The 21,950-nt window shown below is 54.8% G+C and carries 25 protein-coding genes; 18 read left to right on the plus strand and 7 right to left on the minus strand.

Features of this window, described 5'->3' with window-relative positions; genetic code table 11:
• Positions 1 to 36 precede the first annotated feature (36 nt).
• A complete protein-coding gene (locus tag Yoon_RS14940) occupies positions 37 to 423 on the minus strand; it encodes a hypothetical protein (protein ID WP_238113259.1) in 387 nt (128 codons plus the stop codon).
• A gap of 51 nt (positions 424 to 474) precedes the next feature.
• Between Yoon_RS14940 and Yoon_RS14945 the strand changes: the two genes are divergently transcribed.
• From Yoon_RS14945 to queG, 4 genes are all read left to right on the plus strand, one after another.
• Complete coding sequence (locus Yoon_RS14945) at positions 475 to 948, plus strand: helix-turn-helix domain-containing protein (RefSeq protein WP_238113261.1); 474 nt, start codon at positions 475 to 477, stop codon at positions 946 to 948.
• 57 nt (positions 949 to 1,005) lie between these two features.
• Positions 1,006 to 1,758, plus strand: a complete 753-nt coding sequence (gene mtgA / locus Yoon_RS14950) for a monofunctional biosynthetic peptidoglycan transglycosylase (protein WP_238113263.1) — start codon at positions 1,006 to 1,008, stop codon at positions 1,756 to 1,758.
• 63 nt (positions 1,759 to 1,821) lie between these two features.
• Positions 1,822 to 2,487 (plus strand): glutathione S-transferase family protein, encoded by a 666-nt coding sequence (locus tag Yoon_RS14955; RefSeq protein ID WP_238113265.1) that lies wholly within the window; start codon positions 1,822 to 1,824, stop codon positions 2,485 to 2,487.
• Between the two features lie 6 nt (positions 2,488 to 2,493).
• Entirely contained in the window at positions 2,494 to 3,540 is a 1,047-nt protein-coding gene (gene queG / locus Yoon_RS14960; protein ID WP_238113266.1) for a tRNA epoxyqueuosine(34) reductase QueG, read from the plus strand.
• Here the strand turns inward: queG and Yoon_RS14965 are convergent.
• The gene (locus tag Yoon_RS14965) at positions 3,508 to 4,533 is read right to left on the minus strand and encodes a fatty acid desaturase (protein WP_238113267.1); all 1,026 of its coding nucleotides are present in this window, start codon (positions 4,531 to 4,533) and stop codon (positions 3,508 to 3,510) included. The genes queG and Yoon_RS14965 overlap by 33 nt on opposite strands.
• Before the next feature lie 113 nt (positions 4,534 to 4,646).
• On the opposite strand from Yoon_RS14965, the gene Yoon_RS14970 reads away from it, so the two are divergent.
• Entirely contained in the window at positions 4,647 to 5,567 is a 921-nt protein-coding gene (locus Yoon_RS14970; RefSeq protein ID WP_238113268.1) for a DMT family transporter, read from the plus strand.
• Here the strand turns inward: Yoon_RS14970 and Yoon_RS14975 are convergent.
• Entirely contained in the window at positions 5,564 to 6,169 is a 606-nt protein-coding gene (locus Yoon_RS14975) for a hypothetical protein (RefSeq protein ID WP_238113269.1), read from the minus strand. The genes Yoon_RS14970 and Yoon_RS14975 overlap by 4 nt on opposite strands.
• Positions 6,170 to 6,342: 173 nt before the next feature.
• Here Yoon_RS14975 and Yoon_RS14980 point away from each other — a divergent pair, with 173 nt between their 5' ends.
• The gene (locus tag Yoon_RS14980) at positions 6,343 to 6,522 is read left to right on the plus strand and encodes a hypothetical protein (protein WP_238113270.1); all 180 of its coding nucleotides are present in this window, start codon (positions 6,343 to 6,345) and stop codon (positions 6,520 to 6,522) included.
• On the opposite strand, the gene Yoon_RS14985 is transcribed toward Yoon_RS14980, so the two are convergent.
• Entirely contained in the window at positions 6,519 to 7,388 is an 870-nt protein-coding gene (locus tag Yoon_RS14985) for a branched-chain amino acid aminotransferase (protein ID WP_238113271.1), read from the minus strand. The two genes, Yoon_RS14980 and Yoon_RS14985, sit on opposite strands and share 4 nt — an antisense overlap.
• A 147-nt stretch (positions 7,389 to 7,535) precedes the next feature.
• Between Yoon_RS14985 and Yoon_RS14990 the strand changes: the two genes are divergently transcribed.
• From Yoon_RS14990 to dxs, 6 genes are all read left to right on the plus strand, one after another.
• Positions 7,536 to 8,042, plus strand: a complete 507-nt coding sequence (locus tag Yoon_RS14990) for a MarR family winged helix-turn-helix transcriptional regulator (RefSeq protein WP_238113272.1) — start codon at positions 7,536 to 7,538, stop codon at positions 8,040 to 8,042.
• Positions 8,039 to 8,740 (plus strand): response regulator, encoded by a 702-nt coding sequence (locus Yoon_RS14995; RefSeq protein WP_238113273.1) that lies wholly within the window; start codon positions 8,039 to 8,041, stop codon positions 8,738 to 8,740. The genes Yoon_RS14990 and Yoon_RS14995 overlap by 4 nt, the downstream gene beginning before the upstream one ends.
• Positions 8,741 to 8,804: 64 nt before the next feature.
• Complete coding sequence (locus tag Yoon_RS15000) at positions 8,805 to 9,728, plus strand: histone deacetylase family protein (protein ID WP_238113275.1); 924 nt, start codon at positions 8,805 to 8,807, stop codon at positions 9,726 to 9,728.
• Positions 9,725 to 9,961 (plus strand): exodeoxyribonuclease VII small subunit, encoded by a 237-nt coding sequence (locus Yoon_RS15005; RefSeq protein WP_113776828.1) that lies wholly within the window; start codon positions 9,725 to 9,727, stop codon positions 9,959 to 9,961. Before Yoon_RS15000 ends, Yoon_RS15005 begins: the two co-directional genes overlap by 4 nt.
• A complete protein-coding gene (locus tag Yoon_RS15010) occupies positions 9,954 to 10,817 on the plus strand; it encodes a polyprenyl synthetase family protein (protein ID WP_238113277.1) in 864 nt (287 codons plus the stop codon). The genes Yoon_RS15005 and Yoon_RS15010 overlap by 8 nt, the downstream gene beginning before the upstream one ends.
• 12 nt (positions 10,818 to 10,829) lie before the next feature.
• Entirely contained in the window at positions 10,830 to 12,743 is a 1,914-nt protein-coding gene (dxs, locus tag Yoon_RS15015; protein WP_238113279.1) for a 1-deoxy-D-xylulose-5-phosphate synthase, read from the plus strand.
• Between the two features lie 6 nt (positions 12,744 to 12,749).
• Here dxs and Yoon_RS15020 read toward each other — a convergent pair whose 3' ends face one another.
• Entirely contained in the window at positions 12,750 to 13,526 is a 777-nt protein-coding gene (locus Yoon_RS15020) for an ion transporter (protein WP_238113281.1), read from the minus strand.
• 190 nt (positions 13,527 to 13,716) lie between these two features.
• On the opposite strand from Yoon_RS15020, the gene Yoon_RS15025 reads away from it, so the two are divergent.
• Positions 13,717 to 14,370, plus strand: a complete 654-nt coding sequence (locus Yoon_RS15025) for an androgen-induced gene 1 family protein (RefSeq protein WP_238113282.1) — start codon at positions 13,717 to 13,719, stop codon at positions 14,368 to 14,370.
• Here the strand turns inward: Yoon_RS15025 and Yoon_RS15030 are convergent.
• A complete protein-coding gene (locus Yoon_RS15030; protein WP_238113284.1) occupies positions 14,336 to 15,184 on the minus strand; it encodes an SDR family oxidoreductase in 849 nt (282 codons plus the stop codon). The two genes, Yoon_RS15025 and Yoon_RS15030, sit on opposite strands and share 35 nt — an antisense overlap.
• Before the next feature lie 319 nt (positions 15,185 to 15,503).
• On the opposite strand from Yoon_RS15030, the gene Yoon_RS15035 reads away from it, so the two are divergent.
• Both Yoon_RS15035 and preA read left to right on the plus strand, forming a co-directional pair.
• Positions 15,504 to 16,838 (plus strand): NAD(P)-dependent oxidoreductase, encoded by a 1,335-nt coding sequence (locus Yoon_RS15035; RefSeq protein ID WP_238113286.1) that lies wholly within the window; start codon positions 15,504 to 15,506, stop codon positions 16,836 to 16,838.
• A gap of 1 nt (position 16,839) precedes the next feature.
• Positions 16,840 to 18,144: an NAD-dependent dihydropyrimidine dehydrogenase subunit PreA gene (preA, locus tag Yoon_RS15040; protein WP_238113287.1), complete on the plus strand. Its 1,305-nt coding sequence runs from the start codon at positions 16,840 to 16,842 to the stop codon at positions 18,142 to 18,144.
• 42 nt (positions 18,145 to 18,186) lie between these two features.
• Here preA and Yoon_RS15045 read toward each other — a convergent pair whose 3' ends face one another.
• Positions 18,187 to 18,798, minus strand: coding sequence for a TetR family transcriptional regulator C-terminal domain-containing protein (locus tag Yoon_RS15045; RefSeq protein ID WP_238113288.1), 612 nt, complete (start codon positions 18,796 to 18,798; stop codon positions 18,187 to 18,189).
• A 170-nt stretch (positions 18,799 to 18,968) separates the two neighbouring features.
• Between Yoon_RS15045 and Yoon_RS15050 the strand changes: the two genes are divergently transcribed.
• The 3 genes from Yoon_RS15050 to hydA are packed head-to-tail and all read left to right on the plus strand — an operon-like array spanning position 18,969 to position 21,947.
• Positions 18,969 to 20,219, plus strand: coding sequence for a Zn-dependent hydrolase (locus tag Yoon_RS15050; RefSeq protein WP_238113289.1), 1,251 nt, complete (start codon positions 18,969 to 18,971; stop codon positions 20,217 to 20,219).
• A gap of 44 nt (positions 20,220 to 20,263) precedes the next feature.
• Complete coding sequence (locus Yoon_RS15055; protein ID WP_238113290.1) at positions 20,264 to 20,479, plus strand: hypothetical protein; 216 nt, start codon at positions 20,264 to 20,266, stop codon at positions 20,477 to 20,479.
• 13 nt (positions 20,480 to 20,492) lie between these two features.
• Positions 20,493 to 21,947 (plus strand): dihydropyrimidinase, encoded by a 1,455-nt coding sequence (hydA, locus tag Yoon_RS15060; protein ID WP_238113291.1) that lies wholly within the window; start codon positions 20,493 to 20,495, stop codon positions 21,945 to 21,947.
• Positions 21,948 to 21,950: the final 3 nt, after the last annotated feature.

Genomic DNA, 21,950 nt, shown 5'->3' on the forward strand with positions numbered 1-21,950 from the left:
ACGAGAACGCCCCGCCAGCTTGGCGGGGCGTTTTTCCTAAAAAACGCTATTGAGCGCAGCGGTCGGAAATATCGCGAAACCAATCAGGCCGACCCCAATTGCCCCGTAAATTGCGCCTAAGATACGTTGTTGTTTACCTGCGCTGGTAAAAAAGATCACCGCAGGTGCGGTGAGGTTCGAAAAGATGCCTACGCAAACAACGATCCATGGCATTGAACCTGATTGGGCCTGCCAAATGCCCCAGCCATATAAAATCAACAGTGAGATTGTTGAAGTACCATAAAGCCGAAACAAGGTGGTCGTGGCCACGCTGCTTGACGTTAGCGTTTCCAGTTTTAGTTGTGAGAAAAGCATGAACGGCATAATTACCGTCACAAATGTGAACCCGATTTTGAAGATGAGTAGAATTGATATTGCAGTCATTTTCTGAAACCTTATTTTGAACTCAGGTGTGGATAGCGAGGCTGAAACTGTATGTCAAATTCAGGCATTGGAAATTCTATACGGCGCAATGCTCCGGTACCAATGGCGCAATGCGGTGCAGCATGCGCGCTCGAAATATTGTCAGATCGTTGGACGATGCTGATCATCCGAGAGGCGTTCTACGGTGTGATGCGTTATGAAGACATGCGTGACGATATCGGCATTCCGCGCTCAGTGCTGACCCAGAGGCTCAAACGATTGACAGAAGCTGAAGTGCTCGAGCGTATGCCATACCGCGAGGAAGGAGAGCGGACGCGCTATGGGTACCGCTTGACGTCACGCGGGCAATCACTTGGTTTGACGTTGTTGGCGCTTATGCAATGGGGGGATGAGGAGTTGCGTGATGGGTCGTCAGCAATTGCACTGCACGACAAGGAAACGGGCGCACGTCTGCGTGTTGGCCTTGTTCGTGAAGGCACTAGCGAAATTCCGCTTTCATCCGCACGTATAACACCACAGAACTAGCCAACCATCTATGCGCAAGGGTTGACCAAGCGGCTCTCTGCATGGCTTATGGTCCTGATGGCAGAGCGTAAAAAGACACCCAAAAAGAAAGCTGCACCAAAAAAACGCAGCCCCCGCAAAACCCAACCCAGCGTGATCGCACAGGCTTGGCGTAAGCTGTGCCGCGTTGTTTGGGGCGCGTGTTTTGCGGCGCTTGGTTTGGTGCTTTTGGCCACATTGATTTACGCAGTCGTGCCGCCGCCGGTAACACCTTACATGCTGAGTGAACGATCGCGGGTTGGGTCCATTAAATACGATTGGACCCCAATGGAACAGATCGCGCCAGTCATGGCGCGGTCCGCCGTGGCCGCAGAGGATGCAAATTTCTGTCTGCATTGGGGGCTTGATGTGGATGCCATTCGCGACGCGATGGACCGCGGGCGCGGCGGTGCGTCGACGATTTCGCAGCAGGTTATCAAGAACGCCTATCTGTGGCATGGGCGTAGCTGGCTGCGCAAAGCGATGGAGGCTCTTTGGACGCCATTGTCCGAAGCCGTCTGGACGAAGCGCCGCATCCTTGAAATCTATTTAAACATTGCTGAATTCGACGAAGGTGTCTTTGGCGTGCAAGCCGCTGCGCGACATTATTTTGGCGTTGATGCCGCCAACCTGAACGCAACACAAGCTGCGCGCCTTGCTGCGATCTTGCCCGCGCCCAAATCACGCTCGGCTTCGAACCCGAGCCCTTATGTGCGCCAACGTACCTCTGCAATTATCAGCGGGGCGCGCACAATCGCGGCGGATGGCCGCGCGGATTGTTTCGAAAACTGATCCAACCATTGAATCGGGGCGTTCCATGCTGCATTGAGGGGAAAACCGATTTGTGAGCCCGTCATGAACACCCTGTACCATTACCCATTGTCCCCGTTTTCGCGCAAAGTGCGGCTTTGCCTTGCTGAAAAGAAGATCGAAGTCGGCCTTGTCGAAGAACGCTATTGGGAACAGGACGCTGATTTCTTGCGCCGCAATCCGGCGGGAAAAATCCCCGTTCTCAAAATGGATGGCCGGACGATGGCCGATAGCGCGGCGATTTGCGAGTATCTCGAAGAAAAGTTCCCGACGCCCGCGCTTTTGCCCAAAGACCTTGATGCGCGTTACGAAGCGCGCCGGATTGTTGGCTGGTTTGATGATAAGTTCTACCACGAGGTCACCAGCAAGCTGATCGGCGAACGGGTTTACCGCAAGGTGATGGGCACCGGGTATCCCGATAGTGCGAATGTAAAATCAGGCGCGCGCGCGATCAAATACCATCTCGATTATATGATTTATTTGCTCGAAGATCGCCGCTGGCTGGCGGGCAATGAAATGACCATCGCAGATTTCGCAGCGGCGGCGCATTTATCTTGTCTGGATTATACCAGCGACGTTGATTGGAACCGTTCCGATATCGTCAAGGATTGGTACGCTAAGATCAAATCGCGCCCAGCCTTTCGGTCGCTATTGGCCGATGAGGTGCCCGGTTTCCAACCGGCGGCGCATTACGCTGATCTTGATTTTTAGACGGGTGTGAAAGAACGCCTGATCACCTACGCCCAAGAGGCCGGGTTCGCCAAAGTTGGTATTTGCCGCCCCGATGCGGTGCCTGAAATAGCCGAGCGCTTGGCAGATTTTGTCGCAGCCGACATGCACGGGCAAATGGCATGGATGGCCGAACGAATGCACTGGCGCGGTAACCCCGCCGCGCTATGGCCCGAAGCGAAGTCCGTGATCATGTTGGCCGAGCCCTATACGCCTGAACATGACCCGCTTGCGGTGCTTGAACAACCAGACCGTGCTGCGATTAGCGTTTACGCGCAGGGGCGCGATTATCATGATATCGTTAAAAAGCGACTCAAACGGGTCGGGCGCTGGCTGATCGAACAGGTACCTGACGCGCAGATTAAGGTTTTTGTAGATACGGCCCCCGTGATGGAAAAGCCGTTGGCACAGGCCGCTGGGCTCGGCTGGCAGGGAAAACACACCAATGTCTTGGGGCGCGATCTGGGGTCGTGGTTCTTTCTGGGCGCAATATTTACGACGGTTGCGCTGGAACCGGACACGGCTGAGGTTAGCCATTGTGGCAGTTGCACCGCGTGTTTGGATATCTGTCCGACCGATGCATTCCCCGCGCCCTATCAGCTCGATCCGCGGCGCTGTATTTCGTATCTGACGATTGAACATAAAGGCCCGGTTGACGCGGAATTGCGCGGCCTCATGGGGAACCGCATTTACGGGTGCGATGATTGTTTGGGCGTGTGCCCGTGGAACAAATTCGCGCAAGAAGGTCGGGATGCACGTTATGCTGCGCGCGAGGATCTCATCGCGCCGCCGCTTGATGAACTTGCCGGGTTAGATGATACCGCATTTCGCGCACGGTTTTCGGGGTCCCCGATCAAACGGATTGGGCGGGACCGCTTTGTGCGCAATGTGGCTTATGCCATTGGCAATTCGGGCGACCCCAGCCTTGCGGATGGAGTCGCCCGACTCGTTGAAGATCCAGACCCGGCCGTCGCTGATGCGGCGCGTTGGGCGTTAGAGCGCCTAGGTAGCGTTGCGGCGCACGGCGGCGAATGACACCAAGCGACGTTTCTTTTCGTCCCAAAGATCAAGGCTCGCACATTTCAAGCTTTCTAGAATGGTCATACGGCTGACCTCTACCAATTCTTCGTGGTCGCGTAGAACTTCTGTCAGGCGATAGAATGGAATGCGGCTATACAGGTGGTGCACATGGTGGATGCCGATATTGGCGGTGAACCAGCGCAAAATCGGCGGCAGATCATAGTGTGAACTCCCGTGCAGCGCGGCCTCGTGCAGTTGCCAATCCTCTTCATGATCCCACTGCGTTGTTTCAAACTGGTGCTGGACGTAAAACAGCCAAACACCCACAGAGGCCGCAATCAGTGTTGTGGGCAAGAAAACAAGGAACAATGCCTGAAACCCGCCAAAGTAGACGATGATGCTGAGTGCAGCGACAATGGCTGCATTTGTGCCCATTGCGCTAATCCAATATTTCTTGCCCTGATCCATCAAGCCAAGTGGCAGGCGGTTTTGCAGGAAGAACAGATATGTCGGCCCCAGCCCAAACATGACAAGCGGATGCCGATACGCGCGGTACATAAAGCGACCAAATGGGGTGCGCTGGTGATATTCTTCAACGGTCAGTGTCATCACATCGCCGATGCCGCGGTGATCAAGATCGCCTGCGTGGCTATGGTGGATCGAATGCGAGCGGCGCCAAACGTCATAGGGGGTAAGTGTAACCACCCCCAAAACGCGTCCAACCCAGTCGCTGACTGTGCGGTTGCCATAGAACGACCCATGCCCGCAGTCGTGTTGAATGCAAAAAAGACGCAGCAAAAAGCATCCATTCAGGGCTGAGATCAGGAAGGCCCCGAAATAGCTGTATTGGGCGACCCAACATGCCAGCACCCAAAGCCCCACAAATGGAACAAAGCTAACCGCGAGTTCAAGGCTGCTGCGCAGGCTGTTTGGCTCGCGGTAGCCGGCCAAAATGCGCACCCAGTCGCGGGCATTTGAGGTGGGGAGAACGGTGTTATCTTTGGGCATAGGATGCTTCTTATTGTGACTTCGTATCGGATAGCTTAACGCCGAGCGATAGCAAGCAATAAAGGCTTCATTGTGTTGGTGTGTCGCACTAAGGTGCCCAAAAGGATACAAACATGCAGCCACTGCGCGGAATTCTTCTTAAGGTACTGTCGGTATGCATGTTTATGGCCATGGCGAGCCTGATCAAAGCTGCATCATCTGAGGTGCCCCCGGGCGAAGCGGTGTTCTTTCGGTCATTTTTTGCGATCCCGATCATTTTGGGATGGCTGTCCCTGCGAGGAGAGCTGAAAAACGGGTGGAAAACCGCCAACCCAATGGGTCATTTTTGGCGTGGATTGGTCGGCACAACGGCCATGGGCCTAGGGTTCACGGGGCTTGGTCTTTTGCCCTTGCCTGAAGTGACGGCCATTGGTTATGCGGCCCCGCTGCTCGTGGTCGTGTTCGCCGCGATGTTTTTAAACGAACAGGTTGGCATTTTTCGATTGTCGGCGGTGGCATTGGGGATGGTTGGCGTGTTGATCGTACTTTCGCCACGGCTGTCAGTGGGCGCGTCAATGGGGACATCGGAAACATTGGGCGCGGTTGTCGTGCTCATGGGGGCTGTTATGGCTGCTTTGGCACAGGTGTTTGTGCGCAAACTGGTCGCGACCGAAGGCACTGCTGCGATCGTATTTTGGTTTAGTATTACCTCGGCGCTGCTCTCGCTGTTGACGATTCCATGGGGGTGGGTGCTGCCCTCTGCCGCCGCCGCGTCGATGCTGGTTTTGGCGGGCTTGCTCGGGGGCATGGGGCAGATATTTTTGACTTCAAGCTACCGTTTTGCGGATGCGTCGCTTGTCGCGCCTTTTGACTACAGCTCAATGATTCTTGCTTTGGGAATCGGTTACTTTGTCTTTGACGAGGTTCCGACGCACACGATGATCTTGGGCGCGGCAGTGGTCATTCTGGCGGGTGTTTTGATTATCTGGCGCGAACAACGCTTGGGGCTTAAGCGCGCACAGCAACGCAAGGCTACTGGCAACGTCGGCAGTTAGCGGCGCGAAATCTTGCGCATGATCCCCGAAATTCTGCGAGGGAATCCCGGTGCCGTGCTGGGCACATCTAACTGAGCGTGCGCATATTTGATCCAAAGATCAGGGGCGTTTTCAGGGTTCAAGCTTTCAGAGAGCTGCAACGGTTTTCCGCCTTTGGGATCCAAAAAACGGAGCGGGATACGAAACGGTAGTGACCCACGCTGACGCGCGATAACCTTTTGATGTATAATGGAAATATGTCGTAACGGCGCATCACGTTCCTCGACCTTTAGCCGATGGGTGCGAAAGAAACCGGTATCCCAATTGATCAGGCAACGCGCAAAAATTTGGTCGGAACTCGGGTGTGGCGGCAAGGCAGTCGGCGAATCAAGATACTGCGCTGGATTGCTGCGATAGAAGGCATGGGCAGCGACCGCGAAATCGCATTCTGGCTGGCACAGCATCCAAGAAATGAGCGTATTATGCGAGGCAAACCGCGCACGTCTGATGGTATCAAGCCATAGATCTTGCGGTGCCCCTTTCAGGACCTGTCTGATTGCGTTTTCGGATTGCGGAAGGCTAAAAGATTGGCCCGGGGTGGGCTTAGATACCGGTTGATTCATTGACACACTACACTGATTACGCGGTCCTTATATTGTATTTACAAATGAAGGGCTGGCGTGAAGGCGACAAATATTTGAAATGTGATCGCTGTAACAAATTAAGACATCGCTGTTATTGGCGCCATGAGGAGGAAATTGTGGTATAGTGATCGTCCATGACGGAGGAATCAAAGATGAAACATCTGCTGGATAAACCTGATCAACCCACCGAAATTACGACGAAACGGTTGCTTGCGGTCGCACATTGCCGCAAACCAAGGCTGCAAAGCCTGACCTTACAGCGGCGCGCACGTCAGCGTGGCGGCGACGGTTTGACGCACGCGTACCGCGCGCCAAAACAGTGGCAATCTTAGGCGCGTACGAGCTGTTCGTATTCTTGCGCGATTTCACGGGTGAGCGCGCCGACCTCGAATGTGTAATCACCGATTTGCCCAACGGGGGTAACTTCGGCGGCCGTGCCCGTTAGCCAGCATTGTTCAAAATCAGCTAGTTCTTCAGGCATGATGCGGCGGACGTGGACCTTGATGCCTTTGGCCTCGAGCATGCCGATGACGGTCTGGCGGGTGATTCCGTTCAGGATCGCATCCGGATCGGGGGTGTGGACCTCGCCGTCTTTGACAAAAAAGATGTTCGCGCCCGTCGCTTCGGCAACATAGCCGCGATAGTCCATGAACAGCGCATCCGAGCAGCCTTTGGCCTCGGCTGCGTGTTTGGACATGGTGCAGATCATATAAAGACCGGCGGCCTTGGCGGCAGTTGGGATTGTTTCGGGAGATGGGCGTTTCCATTTCGCGATGTCGAGCTTGGCGCCCTTCATCTTTGCGTCGCCGTAATAGGCACCCCATTCCCACGCGGCAACGGCCATGCGCACCGGGTTTTTGTTGGATGCAACGCCCATATCTTCGCCAGCACCGCGCCAAGCCACAACGCGTACATAGGCGTCGGTCCAGCCGTTGGCCTCAAGCACGTCATATTTGGCTTTTTCGATTTCGGCGACGGAATAAGGGATTTCCATATCTAGCAATTCACCAGATTTGATCAGGCGCTCTGAATGCTCCACTGATTTGAAGATCTTGCCTTCGTAGCAACGCTCGCCTTCAAAAACGGAAGACGCATAGTGCATGGCATGTGTGAGGATGTGGACATTAGCGTCGCGCCATTCAACTAATTGGCCGTCCATCCAGATTTTACCGTCACGATCATCATATGCAGCGCCCATCGTTGCCTCCCGTAGAATTTGCATTTATTACGACAATAGGTCCGATTTGGACATTATATTGCGTGTTTTCGCGGATTCGCTAGCAGTTGATTCTTGGAAAGTCAATAAAGCTGACGTATTGTGACTTGAACGCGAGGGGGAAAGCGCATGAGTGATGGACCGCAGGCACAGACAGGGCAAAGCCTATTATTCCTGACTGATGAACAATTGCGTAAAGGGATCGAGGCGATGTTTTTTGCCTACCGCGGTTTTACTGCTGATCCAGATCGTATCTTAGCGGAAAAATCTTATGGGCGTGCGCATCACCGCGCGATCCATTTTATTCATCGTAGCCCCGGAACGACGGTAAATAATCTCCTTTCTATTCTTGGTGTTACAAAGCAATCGCTGAATCGTGTGTTGCGTACATTGATAGAAGACGGTTTGGTGGCCAGCACTGTCGGCCAAAAGGACAAACGCGAACGGCATTTGCACTTAACGGCTGACGGGGCGGAATTGGAACGTGCATTGTCGGACGCCCAGCGCGACCGGATGCGGGCGGCCTACCGCAAGGTTGGGCCGGATGCCGTGGCTGGGTTTCGGCAGGTGTTGGAGGCGATGATGGACGATCAGACACGCCACCATTTTGAGGCGATGAAGGAAAGAACGGAATGAAGGCTGACGATGCACATCTACTCATTGTCGATGACGACGAACGCATTCGCAGCCTCTTGCGTAAATTTTTGGTCCGTAACGGTTTCTTAGTAACGACCGCACGTGATGCAGCACACGCGCGACGCATTTTATCTGGGCTTGAATTTGACCTGATCGTTCTGGATGTGATGATGCCGGGCGAAGACGGTGTGTCGTTGTGTCGGGACCTGCGCCAAACGATCACCACCCCAATTATGTTGTTGACCGCCAAAGCCGAAACCGATGACCGGATTTCGGGGCTTGAGGCGGGGGCGGATGACTATCTTGCCAAGCCGTTTGAACCCAAAGAACTATTGCTGCGCATCAATGCAATTTTGCGCCGCGTTCCAGAGGCAGAGCCAGCAACGGTTGCGCCAAAGGTCATGCATATGGGGCCGGTTCGCTATGATATCGAACGCGGTGAAATGTGGCGTGGCGAAGACCTCGTGCGCCTCACCGCGACCGAAAGCCAATTGATGCGGATATTCTCGGCAAGCCCAGGTGCGCCGATTTCGCGGGCGCAACTGGTCGAAGAACTCAGCCGGTCTGGCGGGCAAACCCAAGAGCGTGCCGTGGATGTGCAAATCACCCGTTTGCGCCGCAAGATCGAGGTTGATCCGAAACAACCGCGTTACCTGCAAACGGTGCGCGGAGCGGGCTATATGCTTGCGCCGGAGTAGCGGCACCTTGGCAAAGCCCGCCTCTGGCGGGAGTATTTAAGGGAAAAAAGAAATAGGGGGGCAAATGGCCACCGCATTGATTACCCATGACGCATGCTATGATCACGTCACCCCGCCCGGTCATCCAGAGCAAGTGGCCCGGTTAGACGCAGTTTTAGGAGCCGTGAAAGATCTGGATCTGATTCGGGTCAAAGCGCCTTTGGTCGCCGAAGATGATCTACTGCGCGCCCATCCGAAGGCGTATATTGATAGCATTAAAGATGCAGGCCCCGAAAACGGCTGGGTGTCTTTGGATGCGGATACGCATATGTCTGTTGGCACGCTGCAAGCGGCATATCGTGCGGCGGGCGGCGGTGTGCGTGCCGTTGACTTGGTAATGGTGGGCGAGGTTGCAAGTGCTTTTGTTGCGACCCGCCCACCGGGCCATCACGCTGAACGTGAAACGGCGATGGGGTTTTGTTTCTTTGGCAATACTGCGATTGCGGCGAAATATGCGTTGGGTCATCACGGGTTGGACCGTGTCGCAATTGTGGATTTTGACGTGCATCACGGTAATGGCACCCAGGATTTGGTTGAAGAAGACCCACGTATTTTGTTTTGCTCGACCCATCAATCGCCGCTATACCCCGGCACGGGTGCCGCGCATGAAACAGGTGTCGGTAACGTGGTGAATGTGCCTTTGCCAGAAGGGGCCGGATCAGACGCGTTTCGCACGGCGATGGAAACCCAAGTGTTCCCGCGTGTCGCTGCCTTCTCTCCGCAACTTTTGCTGATTTCCGCAGGATTTGATGCACACGAGGATGATCCATTGGCGGGGATGAAACTGCGCACAGCTGATGTTGCATGGGTGACTGAGCGCCTGTGCGATTTGGCGGATGAACATTGTGCGGGGCGCGTTGTGTCTATGCTGGAAGGTGGCTATGACCTACAGGCATTGGGTGACGCGGCGCGTGCCCATATCAGCGTATTAGAGGAAAGAGGCCGATGACCACGCCAGTCGAAGAAATGAGCTTTGAAGACGCGATGAAAGAGCTGGAGGCCGTTGTCGGTCAGCTGGAACGCGGGGATGTGGCGCTTGATCAATCGATTGCCCTCTACGAACGTGGTGCTGCATTGAAAGCGCGCTGCGAGGCGCAGTTGAAAGCGGCCGAAGAAAAAGTTGCCAAGATTGCCTTTGATGAAAACGGTACCCCCAAAGGGACCGCGCCGCTTGATGGCTGATACCTTTCGATCTGCGCTGGGCGAAGCCGCAGCGCTGACGCAATCCTATATTGCAGCGGTTTTGGCCGACCAGCCAGGGACTATCGCGCAGGGTATGATCTATGCGACTCAAGGCGGCAAAGCGCTGCGCGCCTTTCTGGTGCTGGAATCCGCCAGATTGCATGGTGTGACGACAGCCCTGCCCGCAGCGGCAGCGATTGAATGTATGCACGCCTATTCTTTGGTGCATGATGATCTGCCCTGCATGGATGATGATAACTTGCGGCGCGGCCTGCCGACGGTACATGTGAAATGGGATGAGGCGACGGCTGTGCTTGTCGGTGATGCTTTGCAGGCGATGGCATTTGAGTGCGTGTTGCAGGTGGATGCTGCCGCTGATGCACGTATTTTGCTTGCACAGACTCTGGCCCAAGCATCTGGCGTTCGCGGCATGGTGGGCGGTCAGGCGGCTGATATTGCTGCGGAAACCGCGCATATACCGTTGAGCTTGGACGAAATCACTGCGTTGCAGGCTGGTAAAACCGGGGCGTTGATCAATTGGTCGGCAATGTCTGGCGCGCGGTTGGCCCAAGCAGATGCATCTGCGTTACAACGCTATGGCGATGCGCTGGGCCTTGCGTTTCAGATTTGGGATGATGTGTTGGATGTGATCGGCGATGCGGATCAGGTCGGCAAGGCCGTTGGCAAAGATGCGGATGCGGGCAAGGCGACATTTGTTTCTTTGCTAGGTCTTGATGGGGCGAAACGCCGCGCAAGTGATCTGGTGCAAGAGGCTTGCGATGCGCTATCTATCTATGGCGACGACGCCGATACGTTAAAAGAAGCCGCGCGTTTTGTGATTGCGCGGACGCACTAAAGGGTAGCGACGATGACCAGCCAGCCACATACACCCGTTTTGGACCGTGTGAACACGCCAGCGGATATGAAGCAACTGACGGATGCCGAATTGCGCCAATTGGCCGATGATCTACGGGCCGAAACGATCGCCGCTGTCTCTGTCACTGGTGGTCACCTTGGCGCGGGCCTTGGCGTTGTCGAAATGACGGTCGCGATGCATGCGGTGTTTGATACCCCGAAAGATAAGATCATTTGGGATGTATCGCACCAATGCTATCCGCATAAAATCCTGACAGGACGGCGTGACCGTATCCGTACCCTGCGCACAGAAGGCGGGTTGTCGGGGTTCACCAAGCGCTCTGAAAGCCCCTATGACCCCTTTGGCGCGGCCCATTCGAGCACGTCGATTTCTGCGGCGTTGGGTTTTGCCGTAGCGCGTGATTTGGGCGGCGAAGGTGGCGATGCGATTGCCGTGATTGGCGACGGTGCGATGTCGGCCGGTATGGCTTATGAGGCGCTGAATAACGCCGGTCATCTGGGAAAGCGTTTGATCGTGATCCTAAACGACAACGAAATGTCGATTGCCCCACCGACAGGTGCGATGTCGTCGTATCTATCGCGGCTTTACGCAGGCGAACCATTTCAAGAATTCAAGGCGGCGGCCAAAGGGGCAGTGTCACTGCTGCCCGAACCATTTCGTGAAGGCGCGCGGCGTGCTAAAGATATGCTCAAGCATATGACCGTTGGCGGCACCTTGTTCGAGGAACTGGGCTTTTCTTACCTTGGCCCCATTGATGGGCACGACATGGATCAACTCTTGTCCGTATTGCGCACCGTCAAAGATCGCGCAGACGGCCCAATTCTGATCCACGCGATTACCAAAAAGGGCAAAGGCTATGCCCCCGCCGAGGGCGCCGACGATAAAGGGCATGCGCGCGGCAAGTTTGATGTGATCACTGGCGAACAGAAAAAAGCGCCGAGCAATGCACCGTCGTATACATCTGTTTTTTCGGATACGCTGATCAAACTAGCAGCGGACGATCCGAAAATTTGCGCGGTGACGGCGGCGATGCCTGATGGCACCGGGTTGGACCGCTTTATGGCACGCTATGCTAGCCGGTGTTTTGATGTCGGCATTGCAGAGCAGCACGCGGTGACATTCTGCGCGGGGCTTGCTGCAGGGGGGATGCGCCCATTTTGTGCGCTGTATTCGACCTTCCTGCAACGTGGTTACGATCAGGTTGTACATGATGTGGCGATCCAGCGCTTGCCAGTCCGTTTTGCGATTGATCGCGCTGGGCTTGTCGGTGCGGATGGCGCGACCCATGCCGGAGCCTTTGATGTGGCGTTTCTTGCGAACCTGCCGGGAATCGTTGTGATGGCCGCTGCGGATGAAGCTGAGTTAGTGCGTATGGTCGCAACAGCCGCCGCCTATGATGATGGCCCGATTGCGTTCCGTTTTCCGCGCGGCGAAGGTGTTGGCGTCGAGATACCACAAAACCCAGACCTGTTGGAAATCGGCAAAGGCCGCATGATCACGCAAGGATCGCGGGTTGCGATCCTGTCATTCGGGACACGCCTACAAGAAGTTACCGCCGCGAGTGAAGCGCTTTCTGCCAAAGGAATTACACCAACGGTCGCAGATGCGCGTTTCGCCAAGCCGTTGGATAAGGACATGATCCTTAAACTTGCCGCTGACCACGAGGCGCTGATCTGCATCGAAGAAGGCAGCGTCGGCGGTTTTGGATCGCATGTTGCGCAAATGCTTTCGGATGAGGGCGTGTTCGATCAGGGCCTGAAATTCCGGTCCATGGTTTTACCTGATACGTTCATCGATCAGGCCAGCCCCCGCGCGATGTATGATACCGCCGGGCTGAATGCCTCAGATATCGAAGCGAAGGTTTTGGATGTGCTCGGGGTGGCGAGTCTGGAAAAGCGGGCTTAACCGTAGCTATTTATCCAGACCGGCTAACCGCTTTTCAATCGCGTCCAGTTTGGCCATCACGTCGTCACGGTAAGCATCTGTCGCGGCGTTGTCTTCTTCGGCGTGGGCGTCTTGCATCGAATTGACGATCAAACCGACCAGCAGGTTCACAACGGCAAATGTTGTGACCAAGATGAAGGGTACAAAAAACGCCCAAGCGTATGGGTAGACTTCCATGATGGGGCGGACGATTCCCATCGACCAGCTTTCGAGTGTCATGATCTGAAATAGAGAATAACCCGATTGGCCCAGACTGCCGAACCATTCCGGGAAGCTATCGCCGAATAGTTTTGTCGCCATGACGGACCCGATATAAAAGACGATGCCCATCAGCAGGAATACGGATCCCATGCCGGGCAGAGCGGTAATGAACCCTTCGACGACACGCCGCAGAGACGGCACCACAGAGATAACGCGCATCACGCGAAAGATACGCAACGCACGCAGCACCGACAAGCCGCCGCCGCCGGGCAGCAGCGATACGCCGACAATCACAAAGTCAAAGATGTTCCAGCCGCTGCGAAAAAATCGCGGCCCAGAAGCAAAGAGCTTGGCCAGCAATTCGATCACAAAAATGGTCAAACACAGCTGGTCCAACAAGGTGATCAACCTGCCGACGCGCGCCATCAATGGTTTTGAAGTTTCGAGCCCAAGGATAATGGCATTAAACACAATCACGCCGATGATCAGGTTAACAAACAGAGGCGTGTTCAGCAGTGTTGCAGTTCTTTGGCGCAAAGTCATGTCGTGTCCCTTAGGTGCAAAAACAGGATCGATATGCGGTCTTTGGCTGTGATCGGCAAGGGTTAGCTCGGTCTGCATGGGCAGATTGACGCCTGCGCATTGGCTCGCGGTGGATTTTGCAGCAGACGCTGCGTCATCATAGACGCCTCGCGAAATTCAACGCAACGTCCCTGCACGAGGAGGAATTCATATGGCGCGCTTTATTCATTTCTACCGCTGGGCGGTATTCTTGCTGGCGGGGGGCTATGTTCTGCGGACACTGGTCTTTGGCGGCTATGATGGTTTTGGAGGGCCCGCCCGTTATCTGACGATCTGGGCGCTGTTTGCATCGTTCTTTGCAGCCAGCCGCATGATGGCGATTCAAGAAGGCCGTTCTGACAAGCGTTGGGACGGCTTCGTTTGCATGACATCGGTCATCAACGCGATGGTCGTATTCTTGTTTTGGCGCCTGTATTTTGGTGATCCAACTTCGGTGACCAGCGATGGCCAATTGATGGCATGGCACCTTGAGCTCTATTTGCATTTGTTCGGGCCATTGCTGCAGCTTATTGATACGATCTTTATTCACCGCAGTTATCGGCGTTTAGCACCTGCATTCGCGTGGTTGGTTGGGGTGATTGGCAGTTATGTTCTTTGGGCTGAATTTGTTGTGGGTCCGCTGAATCCATCGCCCGTTGGTACCGTGACGAGCGGTTTGCCCTACCGTTTCTTGAACGATCTCGAACTGCCGCAGCGCATGGTATTCTACGGATCAAACATCGCCATCGCGATTGTGTTGCTGCTGCTGTTTGCGGCAATCGCGTGGGGTGTTAGGCGGGCTTTTCCTGTGCCAGCAGCGCCTTAAGTCCGGATCGATAATCGGGATATAGAAGTTTCACACCCAGCTCAGATTTGATCCTGTCGTTACGCACTTTCTTGCTTTCAGCATAAAAACTGCGCGCCATCGGGGTCATCTCGGCGGTTTCGAAATCTATCGCAGGCGGCAACGGCAGGCCTAATAGGTCGGCCGCGTAGCCCATCACATCTTGCGGCGGGGCGGGGTCGTCATCGCAAACATTGTAGATCGCACCGGGGTTTGGACGGGCCATCGAGGCCGCGAGCACTTGGGCGATGTCATCGACGTGGGTGCGGCTAAAAACTTGGTTCTCTTTGATAATCCGGCGGGCTGTACCATTGCGTACTTTCGCGAACGGACCGCGGCCGGGGCCATAGATGCCCGCAAGCCGGAAGATATGCAGCGGAATATCGGGGATCGCGGCCCAAGCGGCCTCTGCCTTGACCCGCGCGATGCCGCGTTTGGTTGCAGGGGACAGCGCGGTCGTTTCATCGACCCAACCGCCGTTATGATCGCCGTAAACACCGGTAGTAGACAGGTAGCCCACCCATTTGAATTGTGCTGCACGGGCGGTAATTTCGTCTTGCAGTGCGGCCAATACCGGGTCGCCGGCCGCATCGGGGGCGATAGAAATCAAAAGATGTGTCGCCGCATCCAGTGCGGCCGTCATATCCGTTCCCGGCCATTGCACGATTTGCGCGCCGTCGGCCGGGGTGGGCTCACCCCGGGTTGTGCCCAAAATGCTGTGGCCTTGTTGGAGCAAAACACGCCCGAGCGCTTGGGCGCTATAGCCGTATCCAAATGTCAAAACCGAATATTTCATGTGTCTTAGGTGCCGGAGTGGAGGGGGGTTCGCAAGTCCGGTGGGCACAATACGACCCAAATATTTCATGGACTCGTCTAGGGTTTGGTGAATATTTCGACGCCTTTGCTTTGCAATTTCGGACTGACTTCGCGAACAGTCGCGGGAATAAGGTAAATGATGTTCCGGGTAGTATTCTGAAACATAAAGATAAAATGTTATTGAGTAGGATCTGTGTGCTCTGACGAGTTCAAATTATTTCCCAAATTCAAAAATTTACCATTTGATAAAAAATAAACCTGTGCAAAGCTACGCGAACAAGCCACGACAGGAAGATCAAATGTCCAGCCAAATGACTCCGGGTATCGCCGCAGCGCGATTACCTTCTGAAACCGTCGAGACTCACTTCGCGGATTTGCACGCTCCACTTGCCCCGCACGAGGCCTCCGTCGCCGCAGATCGCTGCTATTTTTGCCATGATGCGCCCTGCATGACGGCTTGCCCGACGTCGATTGATATTCCGCTGTTTATTCGCCAGATCAGCACCGGCACTGCCGAGGCGGCAGCGAAAACGATTTTCGATCAGAACATTCTTGGCGGTATGTGCGCCCGCGTTTGTCCGACAGAAGAGCTCTGTGAACAAGCCTGCGTGCGCGAAGCCGCTGAAGGTAAACCGGTTGAAATTGGCCGCCTGCAACGCCACGCGACGGATAAGCTGATGGCAAAGCAAAGCCACCCTTACGATCGTGCAGCGGCCACCGGTAAGACCGTCGCCGTTGTTGGTGCCGGACCTGCCGGGCTGGCAAGCGCGCACCGTCTTGCGATGCTTGGCCATGATGTTGCGATGTTTGATGCGCTGCCAAAATCAGGTGGGCTAAACGAATATGGAATCGCTGCCTACAAATCGACGGATGACTTTGCTGCGCGCGAAGTTGACTGGCTGCTGGGCATTGGTGGGATAACGGTTGAAAACGGCAAACGGTTGGGCGCGGATCTGTCGCTTGACCAGTTGCAGGCGGATTTCGACGCTGTCTTCCTTGCGGTTGGTCTGGGCGGCGTAAACGCGCTGCACACCCCCGGTGAAGACAAGAACGGCGTCGAAGATGCTGTTGATTTCATCAAAGCACTGCGTCAATCCAGTGACCTGACCAAATTGCCCGTTGGCCGCGATGTCGTTGTGATCGGGGGTGGTATGACCGCCGTGGATGCGGCTGTGCAGTCCAAACTGCTTGGTGCGCAGAACGTCACAATCGCCTATCGTCGTGGCCGTGAAGGTATGAGCGCAAGCTCCTATGAACAAGATCTTGCTGCCTCTAAGGGCGTGCGGTTGATGTTCAACGTTCAACCTGTCGCACTGCGCGGCAATGGCACAGTGCGCGAGGTTGAACTGGAATACACAAGTGATGATGGCAACGGTCTGAAAGGTACCGGTGAAATGATCCGGTTGCAGGCCGATCAAGTGTTTAAGGCTATTGGCCAGACGCTTGAAACCGACGCTGGGCTTGAATTGTCAGGCCGCAAAATCGCGGTGACCGAAACCGGGCGCACCAGCGTTGCAGGTGTTTGGGCCGGCGGCGATTGCGCAAGCGGCGGTGATGATTTGACGGTCACTGCCGTTGCCGAAGGTCGCGACGCGGCAATGGATATTCATGCAACCTTGATGGGGAGCAACTAAAATGGCTGATCTAACAACAGATTTCTTGGGCATCAAATCTCCGAATCCTTTCTGGCTGGCCTCGGCCCCGCCAACGGATAAAGAATACAACGTCCGTCGCGCGTTCGAGGCAGGATGGGGCGGTGTCGTTTGGAAAACACTTGGGGCTGAAGGGCCGCCAGTGGTGAACGTGAACGGCCCACGCTATGGCGCGATTTACGGTGCCGATCGGCGGTTGCTCGGGCTGAACAATATCGAATTGATCACGGATCGCGATCTGCAAACTAACCTTGATGAAATCACCCGCGTCAAAGCGGATTACCCTGACCGCGCCATCATTGTGTCAATCATGGTCCCTTGCGAAGAAGACGCTTGGAAAGCGATCCTACCAAAGGTCGCAGCAACGGGCGCTGACGGGATTGAGCTGAATTTTGGTTGCCCGCATGGCATGGCCGAACGGGGTATGGGATCGGCTGTCGGTCAAGTGCCTGAATACATTCAGATGGTCACGGAATGGTGCAAGAAATACTATGACAAGCCTGTCATCGTTAAGCTGACGCCAAACATCACGGACGTACGTAAACCAGCCCAAGCCGCCAAAAATGGCGGGGCCGATGCGGTGAGCCTGATCAACACGATCAATTCCATCACCAGCGTTGATCTTGACGCGATGGCACCACAGCCGACGATTGACGGCAAAGGCACGCACGGCGGGTATTGCGGCCCGGCGGTGAAACCCATTGCGATGAGCATGGTATCTGAAATTGCCCGCGATCCCGGCACACATGGTCTCCCGATTTCCGGCATTGGCGGTGTGACAACATGGCGTGACGCGGCTGAATTTATGGCGTTGGGCTGTGGTAACGTGCAGGTTTGTACGGCTGTGATGACCTATGGCTTTAAGATCGTTGAAGAAATGATCAGCGGCCTGTCCCAATGGATGGATGAAAAGGGCTATACCTCGACCGCTGATTTTGTTGGGATGGCCGTGCCAAACGTGACGGATTGGCAGTACCTAAACCTGAACTACGTGGCCAAAGCCAAAATTAGCCAAGATGATTGCATTAAATGCGGGCGCTGCTATGCGGCCTGCGAAGACACCAGCCACCAAGCAATCGCAATGTCAGAAGACCGCACGTTTAGCGTCATCGATGAAGAATGTGTTGCCTGTAATCTTTGCGTTGATGTCTGCCCAATTGAAAACTGCATCACAATGGAAGCAATAACCCCCGGTGAAATAGATCCACGCACCGGGAAAATTGTCGAAAAAGACTACGCAAATTGGACAACGCATCCCAATAATCCGAGCAACTTTGCGGCGGAATAGACACGGAAAAGGGCCTTGACGGAAAATCTGCCAAGGCCATTTTTACGCCTTTGGCGGCGTTAACATCCGACGAAACAGCGTGTCGAGATATTTCATCGCATCGTCAAACGGATCAATGCCGCCCAAAACAGCCCGCACCTGCACATCAAAATCGGCGTAGTGCTGCGTCGTTGACCAGATCGAGAATATCAGATGGTAGGGATCGACAGGTGCAATTTTGCCCGCAGCTTCCCATTCCCTAATCACCACGGCTTTTTCCGTGACCAGTGCCCGCAAATCTTTGCTAAGGTGCTCCGCGATATGCGGCGCGCCCAGCAGAATTTCATTTGCAAAAAGGCGGCTTTCGCGCGGGTACTCTTTGCTCATGGTGAGCTTGCGACGCACATAGCCTAAAACCTCTTGGATCGGGTCGCCTTGCGGATCCAACTTAAGCAGCGGGTCAAGCCAAGTTTCCAAAAGCTTTTCGAGAAGGGCCGTGTAAATCGCATCTTTCGACCGAAAATAATAAAGCAGATTCGGCTTTGATAGCCCTGCGGCTTCAGCGATTTGATCGAGCGTCGATCCACGCAGCCCAAACTGTGAAAAAACTTCAAGCCCGGCAGACATAATAGCCGCGCGATTGCGTTGTTGAATACGGGTTTCAGGCTTGTTCATGATGGGTAACTGCTCATTTTTTGGGCGTCTACTTTGACTACTCGGTATAACTGTTTTCTTTTACAGCATATGCGTGTCTTTTGCGCAGAAAACTTGACTGGGCCTTCGTCTCTGATAGCCTCTCTTTGACCAGTTGGTCAAATCACGACGAACATATGCGGAGACACTTCATGACAGCCCCAGGCCAAAACTTAAAGATCAACGGCGCACGTTTGTGGGATAGTCTTATGGAGATGGCGAAAATTGGCCCCGGCGTTGCCGGCGGGAACAACCGCCAAACATTGACTGATGCCGACAGCGAAGGCCGTCACCTGTTCCAAAATTGGTGCAAGGATGCGGGCTGTTCGATGGGGTTGGATCAGATGGGCAATATGTTCGCCCGCCGCGAAGGCACGGACCCGGATGCGCTTCCGGTATACGTTGGATCGCATTTGGATACGCAGCCTACGGGTGGCAAATATGACGGTGTGCTTGGTGTGTTGGGCGGTTTGGAAATCCTGCGTACGATGAATGATCTCGATATCAAGACCAAACACCCCATCGTCGTGACCAATTGGACCAACGAAGAAGGTACGCGTTTTGCCCCAGCGATGCTGGCCTCTGGTGTTTTTGCAGGGATGCATGCCCAAGATTGGGCTTATGATCGCGAAGATGCAGAAGGCAAGAAATTCGGCGATGAGCTGGCGCGGATTGGCTGGAAAGGCGAAGAAACCACTGGCGACCGCAAGATGCATGCGTTCTTTGAACTGCATATTGAACAAGGCCCGATCCTTGAGGCGGAAAATAAGCAAATTGGCGTCGTTACACACGGCCAAGGGCTATGGTGGCTAGAAGTCACACTAACCGGCAAAGATGCCCACACCGGGTCTACCCCGATGAATATGCGGGTGAATGCGGGGCTTGGCATGGCGCGGATCACGGAATTGGTCCACACAATCGCGATGGAAAACCAGCCCGGTGCGGTTGGCGCAATTGGCCACTGCGATGTATACCCCAACTCACGCAATGTGATCCCCGGAAAAACGGTGTTTACCATTGATTTCCGTTCGCCTGATCAGGAAAAGCTCGATGGCATGAAAGCCCGGCTTGAGGCCGAAGCGGTGCCAATTATCGAAGAATTGGGTCTGCAAATGGAGATTGAGGCCGTTGGTCACTTTGACCCGGTCACGTTCGATCCGACCTGCGTGAAAGCGGTGCGCGATGCAGCGGACCGTTTGGGGTACACGCACACCGATATCATTTCCGGCGCGGGCCACGATGCTTGTTGGATCAACCGATTGGCACCGACGGCGATGGTCATGTGCCCCTGTGTTGATGGCCTCAGCCACAATGAGGCCGAAGAAATTAGTCCAGAATGGGCTGCTGCCGGGGCTGATGTGCTGTTCCACGCGGTTATTGAAACCGCGGAAGTCGTCAGCTGATGATAGGTTGCCAGCAAACAAGCCTGGTAAGGCGCGGGGCGGCATTGGTCGCCCTCGCATTGCTATCAGCCTGTGGGCTGCCGTCTGTCGACCCAATCGCGATACCCGCCGATGTTGCTGCGTTTATTCCCCCGGACATCGATATGTCCGAAGTGAACCGCGACACCAACGGGTGCTATTTTTATACCTACGGGGCCAGCCTGTTTACCGTGAATGACGATAGCGGTGCCCCGATCTGTTTACCTGATTTAAGCGCCTAAAGGAGCCACCGCCATGACTACAGTCATCAAAAACGGAACCATTGTTACAGCCGACCTGACCTATAAGGCGGATGTATTGATTGAAAATGGCACGATCATCGAGATAGGCCAGAACCTTTCGGGTGCCGAAGAGCTAGATGCAACTGGTTGCTATGTCATGCCCGGCGGGATCGACCCGCATACGCACCTCGAAATGCCGTTTATGGGCACCTATTCCACCGATGACTTTGAAAGCGGCACGCGTGCAGCGCTTGCTGGCGGCACCACGATGGTTGTCGATTTCGCGCTGCCTAGCCCGGGCCAAGGTCTGCATGACGCGCTAAAAATGTGGGACAATAAATCAGGCCGTGCGGCTTGCGACTATTCCTTCCACATGGCGGTGACATGGTGGGGAGAGCAAGTCTTTGACGAGATGGAAAGCGTCGTAAAAGAGCGTGGCATCAACACGTTCAAACACTTTATGGCCTACAAAGGCGCTCTGATGGTGAACGATGATGAAATGTATTCGTCGTTCAAACGCCTGAGCGAATTGGGCGGCATCGCGATGGTACACGCTGAAAACGGCGATGTCGTAGCGGAACTGTCCGCGAAACTGCTGGCCGAAGGCAACACAGGTCCCGAGGCGCACGCCTATTCACGCCCCCCGCAGGTCGAAGGTGAGGCCACAAACCGCGCCATCATGATTGCCGACATGGCGGGTGTGCCGCTTTATGTGGTGCACACGTCTTGCGAAGATAGTCACGAGGCCATCCGCCGTGCGCGTATGCAAGGCAAGCGCGTTTGGGGCGAGCCGCTGATCCAGCATCTGACGTTGGACGAAAGTGAATATTTCAACCAAGATTGGGACCACGCTGCGCGCCGCGTGATGTCGCCGCCGTTCCGCAACAAACAACACCAAGACAGCCTGTGGGCGGGTCTGCAAAGCGGATCATTGTCGGTTGTCGCGACTGACCACTGCGCCTTTACGACAGAACAAAAACGCAATGGAATCGACGATTTTACGAAAATTCCGAACGGGACTGGCGGGCTTGAAGATCGGATGCCGATGCTTTGGACCCACGGCGTCGCGACAGGCCGTTTGACGATGAATGAATTTGTTGCCGTGACATCAACCAATATCGCGAAAATCTTGAATTGCTACCCGAAAAAAGGTGCGGTTCTTGTGGGCGCTGATGCGGATTTGGTGGTCTGGGATCCGGAAAAATCCAAAACGATCACAGCCGACACGCAAGTATCAGCGATTGACTACAACGTATTCGAAGGCAAAGAGGTCAAAGGCTTGCCGCGCTTTACCCTGACACGCGGTCAGGTGGCAATTTATGACGGTGAAATGCGTGCCGAGGAAGGCCACGGTAAATTCGTCAAGCGCGCACCCAATACGGCCGTGAACAAAGCACTGTCATCTTGGAAAGAAGTGACTAACCCACGTCCCGTTCAGCGCTCGGGCATCCCGGCAAGTGGCGTATAAGTA

The sequence above is a fragment of the Yoonia sp. I 8.24 genome, assembly GCF_022096995.1.
In the GTDB taxonomy this organism is placed as follows: domain Bacteria; phylum Pseudomonadota; class Alphaproteobacteria; order Rhodobacterales; family Rhodobacteraceae; genus Yoonia.